20 protein-coding genes and 1 tRNA gene are annotated in these 21629 nt (G+C 71.0%); 13 read left to right on the forward strand and 8 right to left on the reverse strand.

Annotated elements, in window-relative coordinates; translation table 11 throughout:
- Positions 1–30 precede the first annotated feature (30 nt).
- Complete coding sequence (locus tag PV682_RS19035) at positions 31–906, forward strand: DUF4429 domain-containing protein (protein WP_319731338.1); 876 nt, start codon at positions 31–33, stop codon at positions 904–906.
- Positions 907–984: 78 nt separating this feature from the next.
- Here the strand turns inward: PV682_RS19035 and PV682_RS19040 are convergent, their stop codons facing one another.
- Positions 985–2550 (reverse strand): purple acid phosphatase family protein, encoded by a 1566-nt coding sequence (locus PV682_RS19040; RefSeq protein ID WP_319731340.1) that lies wholly within the window; start codon positions 2548–2550, stop codon positions 985–987.
- A 187-nt stretch (positions 2551–2737) separates the two neighbouring features.
- Between PV682_RS19040 and PV682_RS19045 the strand changes: the two genes are divergently transcribed.
- Together PV682_RS19045 and glmS are read left to right on the forward strand one after the other, a co-directional pair.
- Complete coding sequence (locus PV682_RS19045; protein WP_055721849.1) at positions 2738–2995, forward strand: hypothetical protein; 258 nt, start codon at positions 2738–2740, stop codon at positions 2993–2995.
- A 41-nt stretch (positions 2996–3036) separates the two neighbouring features.
- A complete protein-coding gene (gene glmS, locus PV682_RS19050; protein WP_319731343.1) occupies positions 3037–4854 on the forward strand; it encodes a glutamine--fructose-6-phosphate transaminase (isomerizing) in 1818 nt (605 codons plus the stop codon).
- 179 nt (positions 4855–5033) lie between these two features.
- On the opposite strand, the gene PV682_RS19055 is transcribed toward glmS, so the two are convergent.
- The gene (locus PV682_RS19055; protein WP_319731345.1) at positions 5034–5609 is read right to left on the reverse strand and encodes a GPR1/FUN34/YaaH family transporter; all 576 of its coding nucleotides are present in this window, start codon (positions 5607–5609) and stop codon (positions 5034–5036) included.
- A 148-nt stretch (positions 5610–5757) separates the two neighbouring features.
- The gene (locus PV682_RS19060) at positions 5758–6285 is read right to left on the reverse strand and encodes a universal stress protein (protein ID WP_319731347.1); all 528 of its coding nucleotides are present in this window, start codon (positions 6283–6285) and stop codon (positions 5758–5760) included.
- Positions 6286–6621: 336 nt separating this feature from the next.
- Between PV682_RS19060 and PV682_RS19065 the strand changes: the two genes are divergently transcribed.
- From PV682_RS19065 to PV682_RS19080, 4 genes are all read left to right on the forward strand, one after another.
- Positions 6622–6951 (forward strand): hypothetical protein, encoded by a 330-nt coding sequence (locus tag PV682_RS19065; protein WP_319731489.1) that lies wholly within the window; start codon positions 6622–6624, stop codon positions 6949–6951.
- Positions 6952–7328: 377 nt separating this feature from the next.
- A complete protein-coding gene (locus PV682_RS19070; RefSeq protein ID WP_319731350.1) occupies positions 7329–8573 on the forward strand; it encodes a helix-turn-helix domain-containing protein in 1245 nt (414 codons plus the stop codon).
- 202 nt (positions 8574–8775) lie between these two features.
- A complete protein-coding gene (gene orn, locus PV682_RS19075) occupies positions 8776–9378 on the forward strand; it encodes an oligoribonuclease (protein ID WP_319731352.1) in 603 nt (200 codons plus the stop codon).
- 111 nt (positions 9379–9489) lie between these two features.
- Positions 9490–9562: transfer RNA gene (locus PV682_RS19080), tRNA-His, on the forward strand.
- Between the two features lie 24 nt (positions 9563–9586).
- On the opposite strand, the gene PV682_RS19085 is transcribed toward PV682_RS19080, so the two are convergent.
- Positions 9587–10372 (reverse strand): serine/threonine protein kinase, encoded by a 786-nt coding sequence (locus tag PV682_RS19085; protein ID WP_319731354.1) that lies wholly within the window; start codon positions 10370–10372, stop codon positions 9587–9589.
- 249 nt (positions 10373–10621) lie between these two features.
- Here PV682_RS19085 and PV682_RS19090 point away from each other — a divergent pair, with 249 nt between their 5' ends.
- Positions 10622–10852, forward strand: a complete 231-nt coding sequence (locus PV682_RS19090; RefSeq protein WP_319731356.1) for a hypothetical protein — start codon at positions 10622–10624, stop codon at positions 10850–10852.
- 20 nt (positions 10853–10872) lie between these two features.
- Here PV682_RS19090 and PV682_RS19095 read toward each other — a convergent pair whose 3' ends face one another.
- Positions 10873–11919, reverse strand: coding sequence for a LacI family DNA-binding transcriptional regulator (locus PV682_RS19095; protein WP_319731358.1), 1047 nt, complete (start codon positions 11917–11919; stop codon positions 10873–10875).
- Positions 11920–12269: 350 nt separating this feature from the next.
- Here PV682_RS19095 and PV682_RS19100 point away from each other — a divergent pair, with 350 nt between their 5' ends.
- The 4 genes from PV682_RS19100 to PV682_RS19115 all read left to right on the forward strand — a co-directional run bounded on the left by PV682_RS19100 (position 12270) and on the right by PV682_RS19115 (position 17229).
- On the forward strand, positions 12270–13607 hold the full coding sequence (locus PV682_RS19100; RefSeq protein WP_319731360.1) for an ABC transporter substrate-binding protein: 1338 nt from the start codon (positions 12270–12272) through the stop codon (positions 13605–13607).
- Positions 13608–13612: 5 nt separating this feature from the next.
- Positions 13613–14626 carry a carbohydrate ABC transporter permease gene (locus PV682_RS19105; RefSeq protein ID WP_319731362.1) on the forward strand — a complete coding sequence of 338 codons (1014 nt, stop codon included), beginning with the start codon at positions 13613–13615 and terminating at the stop codon, positions 14624–14626.
- A 10-nt stretch (positions 14627–14636) separates the two neighbouring features.
- Positions 14637–15545 carry a carbohydrate ABC transporter permease gene (locus PV682_RS19110; RefSeq protein WP_319731364.1) on the forward strand — a complete coding sequence of 303 codons (909 nt, stop codon included), beginning with the start codon at positions 14637–14639 and terminating at the stop codon, positions 15543–15545.
- Between the two features lie 232 nt (positions 15546–15777).
- Entirely contained in the window at positions 15778–17229 is a 1452-nt protein-coding gene (locus tag PV682_RS19115; protein ID WP_319731366.1) for a GH1 family beta-glucosidase, read from the forward strand.
- Positions 17230–17348: 119 nt separating this feature from the next.
- On the opposite strand, the gene PV682_RS19120 is transcribed toward PV682_RS19115, so the two are convergent.
- Both PV682_RS19120 and PV682_RS19125 read right to left on the reverse strand, forming a co-directional pair.
- On the reverse strand, positions 17349–18212 hold the full coding sequence (locus PV682_RS19120; RefSeq protein WP_319731368.1) for a spermidine synthase: 864 nt from the start codon (positions 18210–18212) through the stop codon (positions 17349–17351).
- A gap of 121 nt (positions 18213–18333) precedes the next feature.
- A complete protein-coding gene (locus PV682_RS19125) occupies positions 18334–18723 on the reverse strand; it encodes a hypothetical protein (RefSeq protein ID WP_055725090.1) in 390 nt (129 codons plus the stop codon).
- A 284-nt stretch (positions 18724–19007) separates the two neighbouring features.
- Here PV682_RS19125 and PV682_RS19130 point away from each other — a divergent pair, with 284 nt between their 5' ends.
- Positions 19008–20468 carry a hypothetical protein gene (locus PV682_RS19130; RefSeq protein ID WP_319731370.1) on the forward strand — a complete coding sequence of 487 codons (1461 nt, stop codon included), beginning with the start codon at positions 19008–19010 and terminating at the stop codon, positions 20466–20468.
- A 559-nt stretch (positions 20469–21027) separates the two neighbouring features.
- Here PV682_RS19130 and PV682_RS19135 read toward each other — a convergent pair.
- Complete coding sequence (locus PV682_RS19135; RefSeq protein WP_319731372.1) at positions 21028–21621, reverse strand: histidine phosphatase family protein; 594 nt, start codon at positions 21619–21621, stop codon at positions 21028–21030.
- Positions 21622–21629: the final 8 nt, after the last annotated feature.

The following is a 21629-nucleotide window of genomic DNA, read 5'->3' on the forward strand; positions in this document are numbered from 1 at the left end:
GCCCGTCGCCTTCTGGTGGACAATCATGGCATGGCGGAAATCATCCAGAAGGACGGCACCTGGGTCTTCGACGGCGACCGGCTGAGGCTGACGCCGGGACACGACAAGAACGTGAGCCCGCTCCGCAAGGAACTGGGTGAACTCACCGTCCCCCTCCAGGCGTTGGCCGGTGTCTCCCTCGAACAGGGCAAGAAGAACGGCCGGTTGAGACTGCGCCTGCGCGACGGCGCCGACCCCCTGCTGCTGGCCGCAGCGGGGCGGCTCGCCGAACCCCACGACCCCTATCAGCTCGTCGTCGAGTCCGACCGGTACGGCGTCGCCGAGTACCTGGTGGACGAGGTCCGGGGCGCGCTGCTCCTGGAGCAGGTGCCGGGCACCCCGGTGGACGCGTTCCTGCTGCCGGGCCCCGCCGTACCGCTCTCGGTGTCCGCCGGGGACGGCAGCGCGAGCTTCGACGGGGACGTCGTGCGGCTGGAGTGGAACTGGAAGACCGAGGACGCCAAGTCGGCCGCCGGGGCACGGCAGTTGGCGATCGGCGACATCCTCGGCGTGGAGTGGGTGCCGGCCGCCGGGCTGGAGAACGGGCATCTGCGCTTCACGGTCCGGGGCGCGGCCACGAAGGCGCCGCCGAAGTACGACCCCAACGCGGTGGAGCTGTGGGGGTTCAAGAAGGACCCGCTGATGGCGCTGGTCGCGGCGGCGGTCCAGGCGCGGCTCCCGCACCCGGCGGCGAGCCCGGTCGCCGCACCCGCCTCTGACGTACCGTCAACTCCGTCTCAGCCCAGTGGTGATGACCACGACGCGCTGCTGCGGCGGCTGCGGGAGCTCGGCGAGCTGCACCGGGACGGGGTGCTGACGGACGACGAGTTCGCGATGGCCAAACAGGCTGTCCTCAAACGCCTTTGAGAACAACGGCGTTTGAGGACAGCCTGCGGTTCCCGCACAAGTAACGCCCCGCCTTCCGGGCCTACTTGCTGAAAGCGGTCACTTCGCGCGGCGCGCCACCGTGAAGTGGTCGACCTGCGCGCCGGTCTCGGCGATGCCGCGCACGGTCAGCGTCGCCGTACGGCCCTTGGCGGCCGGGGTGACGTCGACGCGCAGGAACGAGTAGTCGAGGTAGCGCACGCGCGACCAGGTGACCGTCTCGTCGACCTTGCCGTCCTTGGTGTTGACGAAGGAGGCGACGGACTCGACCTCCTTCTCGTGGCCCTCGTACGACAGCGGCGCGCTGAACGCGTACAGGCTGCGGCCGGCCGCGCCCGCCGTGACGTAGACGACGCCGTCGGTCTCGGGGTACGCCGTACCGCCGATCGGGAGCTTCTTGGTGACCGCGCCCTTCTTGATGACGTCGGTGCGCTCGTACTGGTGGTTGTGGCCGTTGATGACCAGGTCGACCGTGTACTTCTCGAACAGCGGCACCCACTCCTTGCGGACCCCGCCCTCGGAGGCGTGCGCGGTGGAGGTGCAGTAGGCGCAGTGGTGGAAGAAGACGACGACGAAGTCGATGTCCTTGGCGGCGCGGTACTTCTTGAGCTGCCTCTCCAGCCACTTGGTCTGAGTCCCGCCGGAGATACCGAGGTTGGCGGGGATCTCGAACGAGATGTCGTTGGCGTCGAGGGAGATGATCGCCGTGTTGCCGTAGGTGAAGGTGTAGACGCCCGGCAGGTTCTTCTTGTCGGGGCCGTTGTCGGGGAGGTTCCAGCGGGCCTCCTCGCCGCCGTAGCCGTTGGGCGAGTACCAGGCCTCCATGTCGTGGTTGCCGTAAGCCGGCATCCACGGAACGGACTTGGCGACCGACTCGGTCTGCGCGAGGAACTGGTCCCACACGCGCGAGTCGAAGCCGGTGTCGGCGGACTGGCCGGCGCCGGTCGGGTCGGCGTACGCAATGTCGCCCGCGTGCAGGTGGAAGGCCGGGTTCTGGCCCAGGAGAAGGGAGTTGTTGGCGAGGCCGTGGTAGCTGACGCCCTCGTCGCCGAAGGCGGTGAAGGTGAACGGCGCCTTGTGGGCGGGCGCGGTGGTGAACGTGCCCAGGGTGCCCAGGAGATGGGGCGCGGCCGGGTCGAAGCCGGCGTGGCCGACGCCGTAGTAGTACGTCTTGCCGGGGCGCAGGTGGGTCAGCTTGGCGTGCAGGTAGTACTGGGTGTGGTTGCCGCTCGCGCCGACGCCGGCCGGCGTGAAGAGCGTGCGGACCTCGGCCTCGATCTTGCGGGAGAGGTCCCAGGGGTGGGCGCCGATCCGGATGTACGGCTTCTTGACGGCGACCGGGACCTGCCAGGAGACGGTGATCTCGGTGCGGGGGTCGTTGCCGTAGGCGAGGTGGCGGCCGAAGGGGGCGACGAGCGAGCCGTCGACCTTCTCCGTAGCTCCCTGGTACGACGGGGTGCGGGGTGCGGCCTGGGCGGTGGCGCCCGGCACGAAGGCGCCGCCGGCGACGGCGCCGAGGGTCACGGCGCCGCCTCTCATCATCGACCGGCGGGAAAACTTGGCGCGCAGGTACTCGTGCTGCTCGGCCATGGTCATGCGGGCGGCGAGCTGCTCGGGTACGCCCATGCGAGGTGTGTCCATGAGGTCTGAAATTCGCCCCTTCGAACGACGCGCCGCAAGACGCCGGATGGCTGAATTCCGAACAGGGGCCCATGAGACCTTCAACGTTCGCTCATGAATCCCCCAGCGAGGGCTTGCCCGAAATCGGGCAGGTTTCTTGCGAAAGGCGTCCGCTTACCTCAGGATCTACCGGGTGCACGACGAACTCGTTGATCATCTGACGCGGTCCACGCCCCTCCAGCGGGGCGAGGCGCTGCGGGTGATCCAGGACGTGCTCGCCTACTTCGACGAGACGACGGAGCACTATGTCCGTCGCCGCCACCGGGAGCTCCAGGCGCAGGGTCTGGTGAACGCGGAGATCTTCGAGCGGATCGAGGCGGAACTGAAGTACAGGGCGGTCGCCCCGCCGGAGCTCTCGCTCCGGCAGCTGCGCCGCATCGTCTACGGGTAGTCCCTCTCAGGTATGCCCCAGAACATGAGGACCTTGTCTGTATGTGCGGAATTGTCGGATACATCGGCAAGCGTGATGTGGCCCCTCTCCTCCTGGAGGGTCTCCAGCGTCTGGAGTACCGGGGGTACGACTCGGCGGGCATCGTCGTCTCCTCCCCGAAGTCGGCCGGCCTGAAGGTCGTCAAGGCCAAGGGCCGCGTCCGTGACCTGGAGGCGAAGGTCCCGGCGCGCTTCAAGGGCACGACCGGCATCGCGCACACCCGCTGGGCCACCCACGGCGCCCCCTCCGACGTGAACGCGCACCCGCACCTCTCGGCCGACCTGAGCGTCGCCGTCGTCCACAACGGCATCATCGACAACGCCTCCGACCTGCGGCGCAAGCTGGAGGCGGACGGCGTCGAGTTCCTCTCCGAGACCGACACCGAGGTCCTCACCCACCTGATCGCCCGCTCGCAGGCCGAGAAGCTGGAGGACAAGGTCCGCGACGCCCTGCGCCTCGTCGAGGGCACGTACGGCATCGCCGTCATGCACGCCGGGTTCCCCGACCGCATCGTCGTCGCCCGCAACGGCTCCCCGGTCGTCCTCGGCATCGGCGAGAAGGAGATGTTCGTCGCCTCGGACATCGCCGCGCTGGTCGCGCATACCCGTCAGGTAGTAACGCTGGACGACGGCGAGATGGCCACGCTGAAGGCGGACGACTTCCGTACGTACACCACGGAGGGGACCCGTACTACGTCGGAGCCCACGACCGTCGAGTGGGAGGCCGCCTCCTACGACATGGGCGGCCACGACACCTACATGCACAAGGAGATCCACGAGCAGGCGGACGCCGTGGACCGCGTCCTGCGCGGCCGGATCGACGACCGCTTCTCCACCGTCCACCTCGGCGGCCTCAACCTCGACGCGCGCGAGGCCCGGCAGATCCGGCGCGTGAAGATCCTCGGCTGCGGCACCTCGTACCACGCGGGCATGATCGGCGCCCAGATGATCGAGGAGCTGGCCCGCATCCCCGCCGACGCCGAGCCCGCCTCCGAGTTCCGCTACCGCAACGCCGTCGTGGACCCCGACACCCTGTACATCGCCGTCTCCCAGTCCGGCGAGACCTACGACGTCCTCGCGGCCGTCCAGGAGCTGAAGCGCAAGGGCGCGCGCGTCCTCGGCGTCGTCAACGTCGTCGGCTCGGCGATCGCCCGCGAGGCCGACGGCGGCATCTACGTGCACGCAGGACCCGAGGTCTGCGTCGTCTCCACCAAGTGCTTCACCAATACGACGGTGGCGTTCGCGCTGCTGGCCCTGCACCTGGGCCGCACCCGTGACCTGTCGGTGCGCGACGGCAAGCGGATCATCGAGGGGCTGCGCAAACTCCCGGGCCAGATCGCGGAGATCATGGCCAACGAGGCCGAGTACGAGAAGCTGGCGGCCGAGTTGGCCGAGGCCCGCTCGATGCTGTTCATCGGGCGCGTGCGGGGCTACCCCGTCGCGCGTGAGGCGTCCCTGAAGCTGAAGGAGGTCTCGTACATCCACGCCGAGGCATACCCCGCCTCGGAGTTGAAGCACGGGCCCCTCGCGCTCATCGAGCCCGCCCTCCCGACGGTCGCCATCGTCCCCGACGACGACCTGCTGGAGAAGAACCGCGCCGCGCTGGAGGAGATCAAGGCCCGCAGCGGCCGGATCGTCGCCGTCGCCCACCGCGAGCAGGAGAAGGCCGACCGCACGATCGTCGTCCCGAAGAACGAGGACGAGCTGGACCCGATCCTGATGGGCATCCCGCTCCAACTCCTCGCGTACTACACGGCGAAGGCCCTGGGCCGCGACATCGACAAGCCGCGCAACCTCGCGAAGTCGGTGACGGTCGAGTAGAGATTTTTTCACCCCCGACCACCGAAGCGATGATTGAGTAACCCCCGCGGCGAGCAACCACCGCGAGAGCGGCGCCGATTCAGGCGCAAAAGCAGGAACGGACCCTCTGCGATGCCACCTTCGCAGAGGGTCCGTTCATAGGTGCCGGGGACGCCCAACTCCCCGGCTGCGGCTGCCTGTTAGCCGGTGGCCGTCACCCCCCGGCCGGCAGCGCGTCCACGGCGGGGCAGGGCGGTGGGCCAGTGCGCGAGGGCCGCTGTCGCGGCGTACCAGGCGACCGCGCCCGCCGCGACGGCGAACCAACCGCCCACCTTGGCGAGGGAGTCGGGGCCCCACAGCCGCGCGACGGCCAGCAGGACCAGCGCGACGAGGAACAACCCGTAGGTGCCCTGGGTGAGTTGGTCCCCGCCGGAGACGGTGAGGGACAGGGCGATGAGCGCGAACAGCAGCAGGAACAACCCGGCCGCGTTGTCGGAGACTCGATCGCCGGCGGACACGGCCCAGGTGAACCAGAACGCCCCGACGGCCACGAACCCGGTCCCGTTCAGGGTGTCGTGGTCCCGGAAGGCGAAGAGTCCGGCGACGAAGAGAGTGACTCCGCCGACGTAGTGGGCGATGGAGACGGCGTCGGCCGCCGTGACCCCGTCGATGACATCGGCGTACCCGAGGCCGAAGGCCAGCAGGGTGACGGCGAGGGCGAGTCGGCCGGCGATCGTGGAGGTGCCTGTGATTCCCGCAGAGACGTCGTTGGCCACGGCGGGGCTCCCTTCAAGCATGTGCAGTTGTGCGGTGTGCGATATATGCCCTTCACAAAGGCACGAACACCTCTACGCGCCGGTAGATTTATGCCGGCGCGGAAGCCTGACCTCAGCAGTCACCCGTCCCTCAAAAGGCTTACGGGTACTACGGGATGACGACGACAGGGCGCTGCGCGCGCTTCGCGAGCCGCCCCGCGACGGAGCCGAAGATCCGGCCCACGATGCCGTGCGTGGAGCCGACGACGATCGCGTCCGCCTCGTACTCCCGCCCCACCTCTTCGAGTTCGTGGCAGATGTCACCGCCGCGCTCGACGAGGATCCACGGCACCTCCGACAGGTACTCCGCGCAGGCGAGTTCGAGGCCGAGGACCTCCGTGCGGTGGTCCGGGACGTCGACGAAGACCGGGGGCTCGCAGCCCGCCCACACGGTCGTGGGCAGCCGGTTGGCGACGTGGACGATGATCAGACCCGCGCGGGAGCGGTGGGCCATGCCGATGGCGTACGCGAGGGCCCGCTCGCTCGACGTGGAGCCGTCGAAGCCGACGACCACGCCGTGCTTGAAGGCGGGATCGCAGGTGGGGCGTGCGTCTTCCGCCGCCAGGGGCTCGGCCGCCGTTGGGTCGGCGACGGGCCGCTTGCGGTCTGCGGGTTCGAAGAATTCGTGACCGGCCATGGCTGTCTCGGCGTATCGATCCTTGTGATGGGAGGGCGACAGGAGCGGCGGAGCTGTTGTCCGGGAATCATCTTCCCAACCCCATACCCCCAAGGGTACGGCGGCACGCCTCCTCAGCCCATATCCCGACGCCCTTCCGGTGGGGGTTCCAGGGAGCATGCACGAGGTGGCGCCCGTAACGCAATGGTTGCTGCCCCGTACAGGCGGTTTGCACAGGATTCGCTGACGCGGGCCCCGCAGCCGAGTGACCGACCGGTCGAACGGGCGTTGAACCCGGTGCCCGACCGCACCCCCGACCACCCCGCCGACCGCCTCCGGGAGACAGGAAACCCCACCGTGCCCGTACCCCGTAGTACCTCCGAGGGACCCCCCGGGTCCCCCGAGGACCGGACGACCGATCTCATCCGTTGGGCGGTCTTCTCCTGTCTGCTCGTACCCGTAGTACTCCTTTGGTACGGCACCTCGCTCGGCGGCACCGCCGGCACCGCGCTGGGGCTGGCCGCCGTGACCGCCGTGTGCCGGGTGCTGCTGCGGCAGTCGGAGCGCTGCGAGGCGCGCGTGCTCGCCGAGGAACGCGCGCCGCACTCGCACAGGCGCCCCCCGCGTGCGGGCGCGGGCGTACACCGAGGCGGACGTCACACCGGGGGAGGGTCACCGGTCGGCTGACCGGTTTCCGCGCACAGCCACATCGGTTTTCAGCCAACTTCCCGTACCTGTGCATCAAGTGGTCCGAACACCCCCCACGCCCCGTTTGACCTGCACGGAAAGGGTCTCAGGGCCCCCCTGCACCCTACGCAGATTGGCCACTGCCACGAGGCGCACTTCCCTGCACGTCCTCGTAGTGCAACGCTTCGTGATCGAATGCTTCACGCCAAGTTGCCATGTCGACAATGCGCCGGGTGGAGAACTGGCCACCGCGGCACGACGCGACACAGTAGATTCGATCTTGACTGTCTACGGCGGGGGACTCGTGCAGGACCGAGGGGAAACGTGCAGGAGCGACACAACCGAGGAGCCGCGACCACCGAGGGGGGCTTAGCAGGATGAGCCACGACTCCACCGCCGCACCGGAAGCCGCTGCCCGGAAGCTTTCCGGGCGCCGCCGCAAGGAGATCGTCGCGGTGCTGCTGTTCAGCGGCGGCCCCATATTCGAGAGTTCCATACCGCTGTCGGTGTTCGGCATCGACCGCCAGGACGCCGGCGTACCGCGCTACCGCTTGCTGGTGTGCGCCGGCGAGGACGGCCCGCTGCGGACCACAGGGGGCCTGGAACTCACCGCGCCACACGGCCTGGAGGCGATCTCCCGCGCGGGGACGGTCGTCGTACCGGCCTGGCGCTCGATCACCGCGCCACCGCCCGAGGAAGCGCTCGACGCACTGCGCCGGGCGCACGAGGAGGGAGCCCGCATCGTCGGGCTCTGCACGGGCGCCTTCGTCCTGGCAGCCGCCGGGCTGCTGGACGGACGTCCGGCGACCACCCACTGGATGTACGCGCCGACCCTGGCGAAACGCTATCCGTCGGTGCACGTCGATCCGAGAGAGCTGTTCGTCGACGACGGCGACGTCCTCACGTCCGCCGGCACGGCGGCCGGGATCGACCTGTGCCTGCACATCGTGCGCACGGACCACGGCAACGAGGCGGCCGGCGCGCTCGCCCGCCGGCTCGTCGTCCCGCCGCGCCGCTCGGGCGGTCAGGAGCGCTACCTCGACCGTTCTTTACCAGAGGAGATCGGGGCCGACCCGCTCGCCGAGGTCGTCTCCTGGGCGCTGGAGCACCTCCACGAACAGTTCGACGTGGAGACGCTCGCCGCGCGCGCGTACATGAGCCGGCGCACGTTCGACCGCCGGTTCCGCTCGCTCACCGGCAGCGCGCCGCTCCAGTGGCTGATCACCCAGCGGGTGCTCCAGGCACAGCGGCTGCTGGAGACGTCCGACTACTCGGTGGACGAGGTCGCGGGGCGCTGCGGCTTCCGCTCGCCGGTGGCGCTGCGCGGGCACTTCCGCCGGCAGCTCGGGTCGTCGCCCGCCGCCTACCGGGCCGCGTACCGGGCCCGCCGGCCGCAGAGCGAACGCCCGCTGGACAGTGATCCCGCGCCGGCCCCGCTGGGCCCGCCGTCCCCGGGGCTGCACTCCGAGGCGCCGGTCCCGCTCCAGGCCCGCCGTACGGCGTCCGTCGGCTCCCCCGCGGCTGCTGGGCTCTCCCCGGACCACGCGGTCTCCCGCGACCGGGACCGGGATCCGTACGCCACCGCCCGCGCGGCCCTGCCGGGGCAGCGCAGCGGAGGCTGACCATACCGATCGGTCGACCGGCCCGGAGGGGGTTCCCCTTCCGGGCCGGTCTTCCGTGGCTCCGGGGTACGGGGGTCCCGGGGTACGGGGGTTCCGGGGTACGGGCCGGTCCGTGGCTCCGGGGTCGTACCCGGGTACTACCGGGGAGCTACCCCAGGTCGCGGTACACCCGATCGGTGGATGTCAGCCTTAGGGTGGACGCATGAACGATCGCATGGTGTGGATCGACTGCGAGATGACCGGCCTCTCGCTGTCCGACGACGCGCTCATCGAGGTTGCCGCCCTCGTCACCGACTCCGAGCTGAACGTGCTCGGCGAGGGGGTCGACATCGTCGTCCGCCCGCCGGACGCGGCGCTGGAGACGATGCCGGACGTGGTGCGTCAGATGCACACCTCGTCCGGACTGCTCGCCGAACTCGCGGGCGGTACGACGCTGGCGGACGCCGAGGCGCAGGTCCTCGCGTACGTCCGCGAGCACGTGAAGGAGCCCGGCAAGGCACCCCTGTGCGGCAACTCCGTCGGCACCGACCGCGGTTTCCTCGCCCGGGACATGGCCGCGCTGGAGTCCTACCTCCACTACCGCATCGTCGACGTCTCCTCCGTCAAGGAGCTCGCGCGCCGCTGGTACCCCCGCGCCTACTTCAACAGCCCGGAGAAGAACGGCAACCACCGCGCGCTCGCCGACATCCGCGAGTCCATCGCGGAACTGCGCTACTACCGCGACGCGATCTTCGTCCCCCAGCCCGGCCCCGACTCGGACACGGCGAAGTCCATCGCGGCACGGCACGTCCTACCTGCGAGCTAGCCCTCAGGTCCCCTCTGAAGGGGCGCCGCGAAACCCGTGCGCGAGCACCCCTTCGGACCCTGTACACTTTTTCTCGGCCGGTCGGAGAGAAACACTCCAACGCCGGACATGGTGGGTGTAGCTCAGCTGGTAGAGCACCTGGTTGTGGTCCAGGATGCCGCGGGTTCGAGTCCCGTCACTCACCCTGAAGTATCGAGGGCCGATCCGCTCAGGCGGGTCGGCCCTCGGTCGTACGCCAGGCCGCCGCCAACTCCCGTACGTCCGCGAAGCGCTCCCCCGGCGCCTCCCGTGTCGCCCGCTCCAGCACCGCCGACTGCGCCGGGGTCCCCCGCCATGCGCGCTCGCCGTCCCCCGCGTCCAGCAGCAGCCGCAGCGCCCGCCCGAGGACGTACACCGTCGTCCGGGCGTCGATCCTGGCGCCCCTGCGCCACTCCTCCGGTGCCATGAAGCGGCGGGAGCCGGGAAGGCGGTCGGCGTCGAGGCGGAAGGGGGACGGGCGGTACTCGTCCAGGTCGATGAGATGCAGCGCCTCGCGGCGGAAGTCGTAGAGGAGAGCGCCGTCGTAGAAGTCGACGGCCTGCCAGCCCGCCGCCTCCACGGCGAGGTGGGCGTCCAGGAGGGTGTCCAGGGCCCGGTGGATCTCGGGCAGCGGCAACCGGCGGAAGCTGGCCCGGTGTTCGGGGGCGTAGAGCAGACCGCCGTCCCGCCAGGGCATCACCACCGCCGCCCCCAGCCTGTGGACCTGAGGCACGATCGCAGGGTGCCGCACGGCCCGATGGAAGCGCCAGGCCCGCTCCAGCGTGCCGCACGCCTCGGGAGTGGTCGGGGTCTTCACGAACCAGCGTTCACCCCCCGGAAGGCGTACCCCGTAGGAGGTACACCCCGAGTCCTGCGCCGGCGCGGCGAAGCGCCGGAAGACCTCACCGATACCGGGGAGGTAGCTCTCCAGGGGGACGGGTACGTCGTCGATGTCCAGGAGGGGATGTCGAGGCATGCCGGGGAGTGTCCCAGGGGCCCGACGGGGGCGTCCATCGAGAAACTGCCGGGGTCCAGCGGGGGGCGTACCGTCGGAGTATGAGCCGTTCGCGTGGTTGGGAGGCTCGCCATGTCGTGCCAGGGATGGACCAGTCCTACGCCTCCGCCCGTGGCGCCGCGTACACGTCCCCGTCGTAGACATCGGCCCCGGTGGCGGGCGCTCACGTGGGTGATTCTGGGGTTCAACGCGTTGATGCTGGTGTGGCTGGTGAGCGTGATCAGTACCGGTCCCCGGGACGGTGAGAAGTGCGGGGCGAGCGAGTCGTGTCAGACGGTCAATGAGGTCAGCACGGCCATCGCCTCCAGCCTCGTCATCTTCCTCTGGGTCGCCGGAGCCGTCATCCTCGGCGTCATCTGGCTCGTCACCAACAAGTCCTCGGGCCGCGCCGCCCGGCGCCCGCCGTCCGCGCCGCCCCCGCCCCCGCCCGGCCGCTGGTGAGCCCCGCTGCCGGCACCCCCTCAAGAGGACGCCCGCACCACCAGTTCCGTGGCCACCACGATCTGCCTCCGTTCCAGCCCCCGCGACACCGCCGGGCGGCGGTCCGCGATCTCGGTGAGGAGGAGGTCCAGCATGTGGCGGCCCATCTCCTCGATGGGCTGGCGGACGCTGGTGAGGGGCGGGTCCATGTGGCGGGCGATGGCGGAGTCGTCGTACCCCACGAGAGCTACGTCCTCAGGGGTACGGCGTCCGGCCTCGCGGAGGGCCTGGCGGGCGCCGGCGGCCATGACGTCGGAGCCGGCGAAGACGGCGTCCAGCAGGGGGGTGTGGGACAGGAGGCGCTGGGCGGCCCGGTAGCCGCTCTCCTCCGTGAAGTCACCGGCCTCGACGAGCGGCTCCCGGCCCGCGTCCTCCATCGCGTCCCGGTACCCGTCGAGGCGGCGCTGAGCGCCGTACACGTCCAGCCGGCCGGTGATGTGCGCGACGTGTTCCCGCCCCCGCGACAGCAAATGCTCGACGGCGCTGCGGGCACCGCCGTAGTTGTCGGAGTCGACGGACGGCAGGGTCTCGGCGGCGGAGCGGGGGCCGCTGATGACGGAGGGGATCTCCAGCTGGGCGAGCAGGTCGGGGAGGGGGTCGTCGGCGTGCACGGAGACGAGGAGGACGCCGTCGACGCGGTGCGCGGCGAGGTACTGCGCGAGGCGTTTGCGCTCCCGGTCGTTGCCCGCGAAGATCAGTAGCAACTGCATCTCGGTGTCGGAGAGTTCGGCGCCGACGCCGCGCAGGATGTCGGAGAAGTACGGCTCGGAGAAGAAGCGCGTCTCGGGCTCGGGGACGACGAGCGCTATCGCGTCGGTACGGTTCGCGGCGAGTGCGCGGGCGGCGGTATTAGGGACGTACCCCAGCTCGGCGACGGCGGCCTCGACGGCGGCGCGGGTCGCGTCGGAGACCCGCGGGGAGCCGTTGATCACGCGGGAGACGGTGCCCCGGCCGACCCCCGCGCGCGCGGCGACCTCCTCAAGGGTCGGCCGGCCACCGCTGCGGCCCCGCGCTCCGTGGGTTGCCATGGGCCCCGCCTTCCCTCGATCGCTACGCACTGGCCTGGAATCTAACAGCCCTGTCCTGACATGAAACGGCCCGCACCTCGCCCTCGCCAGCGGGACCCGTCCGGCCGAAAACCGACCTGCCCCGCTTTCAGTTAACGGCCCGATAACTGAACGCATCTCTCCGCGTCGACGCCCTTGACACCCCCGCCGGAACCGACGACTCTTCAACACATCACTTGTGGGAGCGCTCCCACACTACCTGACACATACACATCCCGCACGTTCCCCGCCCGAGCCGCAGCGAGAAAAGAACGGGCCCAACCATGCACGTTGGCCGGGGGGTCGGCACGTCAGGGCAACAGGAGGACGCAATGCGAGCACGTTCCCGAACCTCCCGTCGGGTGGTGGTCCTGGCGGCTGCCGTATCGCTGGGCGCCGGGCTGCTGGCCGGCTGTGCCGACGACGGCGACAGCACATCCAGCGACCCGTCGGCGTCGTCCGGCGGCGGTGGCGGCAAGGGGCAGACGACGATCACCCTCGGCCTCTTCGGCACCATGGGCTTCAAGCAGGCCGGTCTCTACACCGAGTACGAGAAGCTCCACCCCGAGATCAAGATCGCCGAGAACGTCGTCGAGCGGAACGAGAACTACTACCCGGCGCTGCTCAACCACCTGACCACCAACGCCGGTCTGATGGACGTCCAGGCCATCGAGGTCGGCAACATCGCGGAGATCGTCGCGACGCAGGCGGACAAGTTCGAGGACATCGGCAAGGCGGAGGGGGTCGTCAAGAGCAACTGGCTGGACTGGAAGTGGGCGCAGGGCACGACCAAGGACGGCACGACGATCGCGCTCGGCACGGACGTCGGCCCGATGGGCATCTGCTACCGCAAGGACCTCTTCCAGGCGGCGGGGCTGCCCACCGACCGCGACCAGGTGAGCCAGCTGTGGGCCGGGGACTGGAAGAAGGTCGTCAGCGTCGGTGAGCGGTACAAGGCCAAGGCGCCGAGCGGCACTTACTTCATGGACTCGCCGGGCGGGCTGTTCAACGCGATCGTCGGCAGCGGTGAGGAGAAGTACTACGACAAGGCCGGCGAGGTCGTCTACAAGAAGAACCCGGCGGTGCGGGCCGCGTTCGACATCGCCGGTGACGCCGCCCAGAAGGGCCTGGTCCAGCCGGTGACGCAGTTCCAGAAGAACTGGGACCAGACCATCGCGAACAGCAAGTTCGCGGCGGTCTCCTGCCCGCCGTGGATGCTCGGCACCCTCAAGGAGAAGTCGAAGCCCGACTCGGCCGGCAAGTGGGACGTCGCGCAGGCGCCGAAGTCCGCCAACTGGGGCGGCAGCTTCCTCGCCGTCCCCAAGGCCAGCAAGCACGCCAAGGAGGCCCAGGCGCTGGTGACCTGGCTGACCCAGCCCGAGCAGCAGGCCAAGCTCTTCGCCGTCCAGGGCAGCATCCCGAGCACCCCCGGCGCGTACACCTCGCCCCAGGTCCTCAACGGCAAGAACGCGATGACCGGTGACGCGCCGATCGGCAAGATCTTCACCGAGGCCGCCAAGAAGGTGTCGGTGCAGCCGATCGGCCCGAAGGACCAGATCATCCAGCAGGGCATGACGGACAACGGCGTGTTCCTGGTGACGAAGGGCAAGTCGATCCAGGAGGCCTGGGACACCGCCACCAAGACCATCGACAACAACCTGGACAAGTGACCCGAATGGCCAGTCACGACACCGCCGCGCCCCCCGCGAAGGGGGGCGCGGCCCCGGGCCGCCCCGCGCCCGGTGAGCCCTCCGAGGCGGAGCGGAAGCGCCGGGCCCGGCTTTCGCGACGCTGGCAGCGCGACCTCAAGTGGAGCCCGTACGCGTTCGTCTCGCCGTTCTTCCTGCTCTTCCTGGCCTTCGGCCTGTTCCCGCTGATCTACACCGGCTGGGCCTCGCTGCACCAGGTGGAGATGACCGCGCCCACCGACATGAAGTGGGTGGGGCTGCGCAACTACACGCGGATCTTCGACGACGACTTCTTCTGGAACGCGGCGAAGAACACGCTGACGATCGGCATCATCTCGACCGTGCCGCAACTGCTGATGGCGCTGGGCATCGCGCACATCCTCAACTACCGCCTGCGCGCCTCGACTTTCTACCGCGTGGTGATCCTCGCGCCGTACGCGACGTCGATCGCCGCCGCAGCGCTCGTCTTCGTGCTGCTCTTCGGGCACGACTACGGGATGATCAACTGGGGCCTGGACCTGGTGGGGTTGGGTCCTGTCGACTGGCAGAACGACAAGTGGCCTTCCCAGATCGCCGTTTCGACGATCATCATCTGGCGGTGGACGGGCTACAACGCGCTGATCTACCTCGCCGCGATGCAGGCGATCCCCAACGACCTCTACGAATCAGCCGCGTTGGACGGCGCCAGCCGCTGGAAGCAGTTCATCCACGTCACGCTGCCGTCGCTGCGGCCGACGATCCTGTTCACGGTCGTCGTCTCCACGATCGGCGCGAGCCAGGTCTTCGGTGAGCCCCTGCTGTTCGACCCGAACGTGGGCGCGTCCGGCGGCGGGGAGCACCAGTTCCAGACGCTCGGCCTCTATCTGTACGAACAGGGCTGGGTCAACCAGCACTTGGGCCGCGCCTCGGCGATCGCCTGGACGATGTTCCTGATCCTCATCGTGATCGGCATCGTCAACTACGTCATCTCGCGCCGCCTGCGCGCCAGCAGTGGCAGTTAGGAGTACGACGGTGACGACGACGTTGCCCAAGCCCGTCCCGGAGGAGACGGCACCGAAGCCCACGCGCCGCCGGTTCGCCAAGTCGGGCCGAGCGGGAGGGCAGTTGCACGGCGGCCCGATCGCCTACCTGATCCTCGCGGTGTTCACGTTCTTCTCGCTGGCCCCGCTGATCTGGACCGCGATCGCCGCCTCCCGCGACAACAGCCGGCTGGCCCAGACGCCGCCCCCGTTCTGGTTCGGCTCCAACCTCTTCTCGAACCTCGACAAGGCGTGGACCGACGCCAACCTCGGCAAGGCGTTCCTCAACACCACGATCGTGGCCGGGACTTCGTCGGTCACCATCGTGATCCTGTCCACCATCGCCGGGTTCGCGTTCGCCAAACTCCGGTTCCGGGGGCGGGGGGCGCTGATGCTGATCGTCATCGGCACGATGATGGTGCCGCCCCAGCTCAGCATCATCCCGCTGTACATGCTGGTCGCCGAGCTGGAGTGGACCGACCAGCTCCAGTCCGTGATCCTGCCGTCGCTGGTGAGCGCGTTCGGGGTGTTCTTCATGCGGCAGTACCTGATCCAGGCGCTGCCCGACGAGATCATCGAGGCCGCCCGGGTGGACGGGGCGAGCAGCTGGCGGATCATCTGGCACGTCGTGTTCCCCGCCGCGCGGCCGGCGATGGCCGTGCTGGGCATGCTGACGTTCGTCCAGTCCTGGAACGACTTCCTGTGGCCGTTCCTCGTCCTGAGCCAGACCGGCAACCCGACGGTCCAGGTCGCGCTGGCCGGCCTCGGGCGCGGCTACACCCCCGACCAGTCCCTCATCATGGCGGGCGCCTTCCTCGGCACCCTGCCCCTGCTCATCGTCTTCGCCGTCTTCGGCAAGCAGATCGTGGGCGGGATCATGCAGGGAGCGGTCAAGGGCTGAGCGGAGAACGGGAGTCGAGGGGGTTGGCCCGGGTATCCGAGCCGGCGGCAGCCACCGCGCGCCGGTCCGGGTACGGCCAACTCCCCGCGCCCCTCGGCCTCTTGACCCTCCTCGACCCAACTCGCCTTTCCTGCCCCCCACTTCAGTACCCCGCAGGCTCACCCCCACCATCCCCCCACCATCCCCCCGCCACTCTCCGTCGGTCTCGACGACCACCTATGGGAGCGCTTCCATGTCTGAGCCCATTACCCCCGTCTCCTTCCCCTCCACCTTCCTCTGGGGCGCCGCCACCTCCGCGTACCAGATCGAGGGGGCGGTACGGGAAGGCGGCCGAACCCCGTCGATCTGGGACACCTTCAGCCGTACGCCGGGCAAGACCGCCGCCGGTGAGACCGGTGACATCGCTGTCGACCACTACCACCGCTACCGCGACGACGTGGCGCTGATGGCGGACATGGGCCTCAACTCGTACCGCTTCTCCGTCTCCTGGTCGCGGGTCCAGCCGACCGGGCGCGGGCCCGCCGTCCAGGTCGGCCTCGACTTCTACCGGCGGCTCGTGGACGAGCTGCTCGCGGCCGGGATCAAACCGGCGCTCACCCTCTACCACTGGGACCTGCCGCAGGAGCTGGAGGACGCGGGGGGCTGGCCGGCGCGGGACACGGCGCTGCGGTTCGCGGAGTACGCGCAGATCGTCGGCGAGGCGCTCGGCGACCGGGTGGAGCACTGGATCACTCTCAACGAGCCCTGGTGCAGCGCCTTTCTGGGGTACGGGTCCGGGGTCCACGCGCCCGGGCGGACCGACTCGGCCGCCGCGCTGAAGGCGGCCCACCATCTCAACCTCGGCCATGGGCTTGCCACTTCGGCGCTGCGGTCCGTGATGCCGGCCCGCAACTCGGTGGCGCTGAGCCTCAACTCCCATGTCGTACGGCCGCTTTCGCAGGACCCGGCCGACCTCGCGGCGGTCCGCAAGATCGACGACCTGGCGAACGGGACCTTCCACGGGCCGATCCTGCACGGCGCGTACCCGGACAGTCTGCTGGCGGCGACCTCGTCCGTCACCGACTGGTCCTTCGTCCAGCACGGTGATCTGCGCGCCGCGAACCAGCCCCTGGACGCGCTCGGGCTCAACTACTACTCCCCGACGCTGGTCTCGGCGGGCGGGACCCCGGCGAAGGCGCGGCGGGCCGACGGGCACGGGGCCAGCGAGCACACGCCCTGGCCCGGCGCCGACGACGTCGCCTTCCACCAGACCCCGGGCGAGCGTACGGAGATGGGGTGGACCATCGACGCGACCGGGCTCCACGAGCTGATCATGCGCTACACCCGGGAAGCGCCCGGACTCCCCCTCTACATCACCGAGAACGGCGCCGCCTACGACGACAAGCCCGACCCCGACGGGCGCGTCCACGACCCCGAGCGGATCTCCTACCTCCACGCCCACCTCGCCGCCGTCCGCCACGCCCTCGCGGACGGGGCGGACGTACGCGGGTACTACCTGTGGTCCCTGCTCGACAACTTCGAGTGGTCCTACGGGTACGGGAAGCGGTTCGGGGCGGTGTACGTGGACTACGCGACGCTGGCCAGGACGCCGAAGTCGAGTGCGCAGTGGTACGGGCAGGTGGCCCGGACCGGTGTGCTGCCGGGGGCCGACGGGGCGCCGGGGGAGATCGGGGGCGGGGTCTAGTACCTCGGGGGTGGCCCGGAGGTACTACGGGTACGCGGGGTGCGGCACGGGGAGGGGGCGTGCCGCACCCCGTCCGTGTGCGTCGCGATCTCCGGGGGCGGGCGGCTCGTACCGGGGTGTCAGCGGAACACCGACTCCGGTGGGGCCGGGGAGGCGGTCGCCGAGGCGTCCGTGACCGGGGTGGCTCCGCCGGTGAAGTCGGTGAGGGGGCGGCCGTGTTCGATGCGGACGGGGTGGGGGTCCGTGGCGGAGCGGCGGGTCAGTTCGGGGATCGGGAGGGGTGTGTCGCAGGCCGCGAGGATCGCGTTGCCGAAGCGCTTGCCCCGCAGGATCGTGGGGTCGGCCAGGAGGGCGAGGTGGGCGAAGCGGGAGGCCGCCGTGGCTATCTGGGCGCGGAGGTGCGTCAGGGGCGGGCCGTCCGCCACGTTCGCGGCGTAGACCGCGCCCGGGCGCGAGGCGCGGCGGACCTCGTCCAGGAACTCCGCCGAGGTCAGGTGGGCCGGGGTCCGCGCGCCGCTGAAGACGTCGGCGATCACGAGGTCCGCCCAGCCGTCGGGGACCTTCGCGAGGCCCTCGCGCGCGTCGGTCGAGCGGATCCGGATCCGGGCCGCCGGGTCCAGCGGGAGTTCGCGGCGCACGAACTGGACGAGGCGCGCGTCCCGCTCGACGACCTGCTGGGTGGACCGGGGGCGCGTCGCGGCGACGTACCGCGCGAGCGTGAGCCCGCCGCCGCCGAGGTGCACGGCGTGGATCGGCTTGCCCGGCGGCGCGACGAGGTCGATGACGTGCCCGAGCCTGCGCTGGTACTCGAACGACAGGAACCGCGGGTCGTCGAGGTCCACGTGCGACTGCGGGGCCCCGTCGATCAGCAGCGTCCACGCCCGCGTACGGTCCCGGTCGGGCACGAGCCGCGCGACCCCGCCGTCGACCTCCTCGACCACACCCTCGTCGGCGCCCCGCCGGCCGCCCTTGCCCTTCGCCATGCCCCCATCCTCGCAGCCCGGGCCGACACGTGCCGCCGCCACCGCCCGGCCTGTGGATAACTCGGCTCCGGGAGGAGCCAGGCGCTCCCTGAAGGACCGTTTCCCCTCCCCCAGTGGCCGTTCACCGGCAACTGTCCGCCGCCTCGATGAGTCGCGCCGCCTCCCCCAGTGCCCGGCGCAGCTGCGCGGGGTCCGTCGCGAGGTCCCTGCCGCCGGGCGGCAGGAGCCAGTCGGAACCCTCGACGGGGGGTTCGGGGGTGAGGCGCAGGCCCCGGCCGTTCGTCTCCGTGCAGGTGCTGCCCGGGACGTCCCAGGCAGCCGCCGTGCCGGGCGGGACGAGGAAGCCGAGGGTGCGGCCGTCGTCGTCGTGCAGGACGGGGCCGACCGCGTCGCAGGCGCCGCGGCGGAGGATGTCGACCGCCTCCAGGCCCTGGCGCGTCGGCACCGTCACGAGATCGCACGGCGCCGCCGACGGCGTCGTACAGGGGTCGTTGCTCTGGCTGGTCTCCATGCCGGCCTCCACCGCGCAGCCCGATTGCAGTCCACAGCGTTCAACGCGCCACCGCGTCAACGGCTACGGCGGAAGTCAGCCGCAAAGGATGGCACTTCATGGCAGATCGCGCATGAGATATCCGGTTTGTAGCCAAATCCTGTGTGGCGACCCCGGAACAGCAGGTACGTTCTTGCCCGCCGGAAACAGTTGGATACGGCCGTTACAGCCCGATACAGGGCTTTACTCGGCCAATCCTCCCTGAAACCGGCATGGTTCGACGGTTCGCACGAGAGGACCCGGCCATGGCGTCGTCAACGGTGACCTCACCCCGTCCCGACCGGCCCGCACGCCCCAACCACGCCTTCCGGCGCCTGCGCGGACAGCGCTCGCCCGCCGAGTTCGCCGCTCTGGTGCGGCGCGCCGCGCGGGAGATCGGGGAGCGGGTCAGTTGTGACGCGCGCTACATCGGGCGGGTCGAAGCGGGCGAGATCCGCTGCCCCAACTACGCGTACGAACGGGTGTTCCTGCACATGTTCCCCGGCCGCACGCTCACCGACCTGGGTTTCGCCCCCCGCGCGTCCGTACGCGGACGCGGGGCGCGCGACCCGGGCAACGCGCCCCGCGCGCACATCCCGAGCCCCGTACACACCACCGCGTCCGCGCGGGGGGCGGATGAACCGCGCGCGGCGGGTCATTCGTATGACACGCAGGACCCGTACGACACGCACCACGACCACGAGGAGAGCGACGTGCTGCGTCGCGCATTCATGACCGGCGGGGGCGCCACCGTGGCGGCCGTCTCGCTGGGCTCCCTGGGCCTCGCCACCGAAGCGCACGCCTCCGGACGGCCCCCGCGCCGCGCCGGGGCGGGCGAGGCGAGCGCCCTGGAGGAAGCGGTCCGCAGAATCCGCCTGCTGGACGACCGGCACGGCGCGGACAGCCTGTACCGGCGCGCCGCCGAGCCGCTGCGCGCCGCGTACGCGCTGCTGGACGCCGGCACGACCCGCCGCGCCACGGCGGACCGGCTGTACTCCGGCGCCGGGGAACTGGCGATCTCGGTGGGCTGGCTGGCCCACGACTCCGGGCGGTACGAGGAGGCCCGCTCGCACTACGCGGAGGCGCTGGCGACCGCCCGGATGACCGGCGACCGCGCGCTGGAGGCGCACGCCTTCTGCAACACGGCGTTCCTGTCCCGCGACGCGGGGCGCCCGCGCGAGGCGGTGCGCGCGGCGCAGGCCGCCCAGCGTGTCGCGCGCCCGCTGGGCTCCGACCGGCTGCTGTCGCTGCTGTCCCTCAGGGAGGCCGGCGGCTGGGCCGGGCTCGGCGACCCGACCGGCTGTACCCAGGCGCTCACGCGCGCGCACGCCCTGTACGAGCGAGGCCCCTCGGACGCCGACCCCGAGTGGATGAGCTTCTACGGGGAGGCCGAGCTCGCGAGCCTGGAGGCGCAGTGCTGGTCCGCCCTGGGCGACTGGTCGCGGGCCGCGCGCCGCGCGAGCGACGCCGCCGACCTCCAGGACCCCGCCTTCAGCCGCAACATGGCGCTCTACACCGCCGAGCTGGCCGACGACCTCGCGCGCGACGGCCGCCCCGACGAGGCCGCCCGCGCGGGCCTGCGCGTCCTGGAGCTGCTGGACCAGGTCCAGTCGTCCCGGATCCGGGCGATGCTGGGCGACACCGCGCGCGTCCTGCTGCCGCACCGCAGGGCGGCGGACGTCTCGGAGTTCCTGGAGCGCCGGGTGCCGCGCCAGAGGGGGCGGTGAGGCACGGGGGTGCGTTTCCGCAGGGTCTCGCGCGCGGGAGGGCCGTTGCCGGCCGTGGAGTCGTGGCCGGGGATGGCGGTGTCGCGCGCGCGGGGGCCGCTCGGGACCTGAAACCGGACTGCCGTCCCCGAGGCAGGCGGTGTCGCGCGCGGGGGCCGTTCCGCGTCGGTCACCAGGTCGTGCGGGCCCGCCTTGGCGGTGTCGCGCGCGCGGGGGCCTCTCTTGGGGGGCCGCTCTCGGGGGCGAAACTCGGGCAGGCGGGATCGGGGCGGCGTCGCGCGCGGGGGCCCGCTGGCTGGGACGGCGGCCTTGGCGGGGGTTCGGTGGCGGTGTCGCGCGCGGGGGCCCGTTTTCCAGCGGCGGCCTCGCGCGCGGGCGCTGCCGCCGTCATCGGCCCCGGGCTCACCCTGGCCACCCTGCGCGCGGGTGCTGTTCGGCGCGGCGGACCTCCGGGGCCGGGCGGCGTCCTGCGCGCGGGTGCTGTCATCAGCGTCAGGGCGGTCCCGGCCCGGCCGGCTCGCGCGCGGGTGCCGTGGATGACCGGCGGACCCCGGGGTACCTACGAAAGGTGTCCCAGGTCGTTCCAGCTCTCGATCGCCGGTTCGCCGTAGGCCCAGCCCAGCACCGACAGCGACGTCGGGTTGAGGCGTATCCGGGCTGCGAAGTCCAGCGGCAGGCCGAGCCAGCGGGCTCCTATGGAGCGGAGGATGTGCCCGTGGGCGAAGACCAGGACGTCCCGGTCGGCGTCGCGCGCCCAGGCGACGACGTCGTCCGCGCGCGCGGTCACCTCCGCGATGCTCTCCCCGTCGGGCACGCCGTCGCGCCAGATGAGCCACCCGGGGCGGACGGCCTGGATCTCGGCGGGCGTGAGCCCCTCGTACGCGCCGTAGTGCCACTCCATGAGCGTGTCCCACTCGGTGGCGCGCTCCCCGAACCCGGCGATCTCGCACGTCTCGCGCGCGCGGGCCAGCGGACTCGTGCGGACCTCGACTCCCGTGAGACCGTCGTAGGGCATCCTGCGCAGCCGTTCGCCGAGCAGCTTGGCGCCCCGGCGGCCCTCCTCCAGGAGGGGGACGTCGGTCCTGCCGGTGTGCTTCCCGGACAGCGACCAGGCGGTCTGTCCATGCCGGGCCAGCAGGATGCGCGGTGCCATGAGGGACC

Origin of the sequence: Streptomyces niveiscabiei (genome assembly GCF_033794345.1) — a bacterium.
In the GTDB taxonomy this organism is placed as follows: domain Bacteria; phylum Actinomycetota; class Actinomycetes; order Streptomycetales; family Streptomycetaceae; genus Streptomyces; species Streptomyces niveiscabiei.

Excerpts from the sequence above, each read along its gene's own strand:
- PV682_RS19035 (WP_319731338.1), top strand. The coding sequence starts at position 31 with ATGGCGGAAATCATCCAGAAGGACGGCACCTGGGTCTTCGACGGCGAC.
- PV682_RS19040 (WP_319731340.1), bottom strand. The coding sequence starts at position 2,550 with ATGGGCGTACCCGAGCAGCTCGCCGCCCGCATGACCATGGCCGAGCAG.
- glmS (WP_319731343.1), top strand. The coding sequence starts at position 3,037 with ATGTGCGGAATTGTCGGATACATCGGCAAGCGTGATGTGGCCCCTCTC.
- PV682_RS19060 (WP_319731347.1), bottom strand. The coding sequence starts at position 6,285 with ATGGCCGGTCACGAATTCTTCGAACCCGCAGACCGCAAGCGGCCCGTC.
- PV682_RS19070 (WP_319731350.1), top strand. The coding sequence starts at position 7,329 with ATGAGCCACGACTCCACCGCCGCACCGGAAGCCGCTGCCCGGAAGCTT.
- orn (WP_319731352.1), top strand. The coding sequence starts at position 8,776 with ATGAACGATCGCATGGTGTGGATCGACTGCGAGATGACCGGCCTCTCG.
- PV682_RS19085 (WP_319731354.1), bottom strand. The coding sequence starts at position 10,372 with ATGCCTCGACATCCCCTCCTGGACATCGACGACGTACCCGTCCCCCTG.
- PV682_RS19095 (WP_319731358.1), bottom strand. The coding sequence starts at position 11,919 with ATGGCAACCCACGGAGCGCGGGGCCGCAGCGGTGGCCGGCCGACCCTT.
- PV682_RS19100 (WP_319731360.1), top strand. The coding sequence starts at position 12,270 with ATGCGAGCACGTTCCCGAACCTCCCGTCGGGTGGTGGTCCTGGCGGCT.
- PV682_RS19105 (WP_319731362.1), top strand. The coding sequence starts at position 13,613 with ATGGCCAGTCACGACACCGCCGCGCCCCCCGCGAAGGGGGGCGCGGCC.
- PV682_RS19115 (WP_319731366.1), top strand. The coding sequence starts at position 15,778 with ATGTCTGAGCCCATTACCCCCGTCTCCTTCCCCTCCACCTTCCTCTGG.
- PV682_RS19120 (WP_319731368.1), bottom strand. The coding sequence starts at position 18,212 with ATGGCGAAGGGCAAGGGCGGCCGGCGGGGCGCCGACGAGGGTGTGGTC.
- PV682_RS19125 (WP_055725090.1), bottom strand. The coding sequence starts at position 18,723 with ATGGAGACCAGCCAGAGCAACGACCCCTGTACGACGCCGTCGGCGGCG.
- PV682_RS19130 (WP_319731370.1), top strand. The coding sequence starts at position 19,008 with ATGGCGTCGTCAACGGTGACCTCACCCCGTCCCGACCGGCCCGCACGC.
- PV682_RS19135 (WP_319731372.1), bottom strand. The coding sequence starts at position 21,621 with ATGGCACCGCGCATCCTGCTGGCCCGGCATGGACAGACCGCCTGGTCG.